The following is a 248-nucleotide window of genomic DNA, read 5'->3' as shown; positions in this document are numbered from 1 at the left end:
GGCAAGCGAGTGCGCTTCTACTCGACAGTGGATCTGGCCAACGCACTGGAACAGGAAAAGGCGCAGGGCCGTGCTGGACGGATCGCGGCGAGTCTGCTCCGCCTTGACCTGGTCATCCTGGACGAACTCGGATATCTGCCGTTCAGCCAGGCCGGCGGGGCGTTGCTGTTCCATCTGCTGAGCCGCCTGTACGAACACACGAGCGTTGCCATCACAACGAATCTGGACTTCGCCGAATGGTCCAGTGT

The 248-nt window shown here is 61.3% G+C and carries 1 protein-coding gene; it reads left to right on the top strand.

The window, feature by feature from the left end; all coding sequences use genetic code 11:
• Nucleotides 1–248: ATP-binding protein (locus HWX25_RS33240; protein ID WP_175912821.1), on the top strand; the 248-nt coding region annotated here is incomplete at both ends.

The organism is Burkholderia sp. BCC1640 (assembly GCF_902833125.1).
GTDB lineage: Bacteria > Pseudomonadota > Gammaproteobacteria > Burkholderiales > Burkholderiaceae > Burkholderia > Burkholderia diffusa.
Note: the sequence above shows the minus strand (reverse complement) of the source record. Positions and strands in the feature narration are given on the sequence as shown.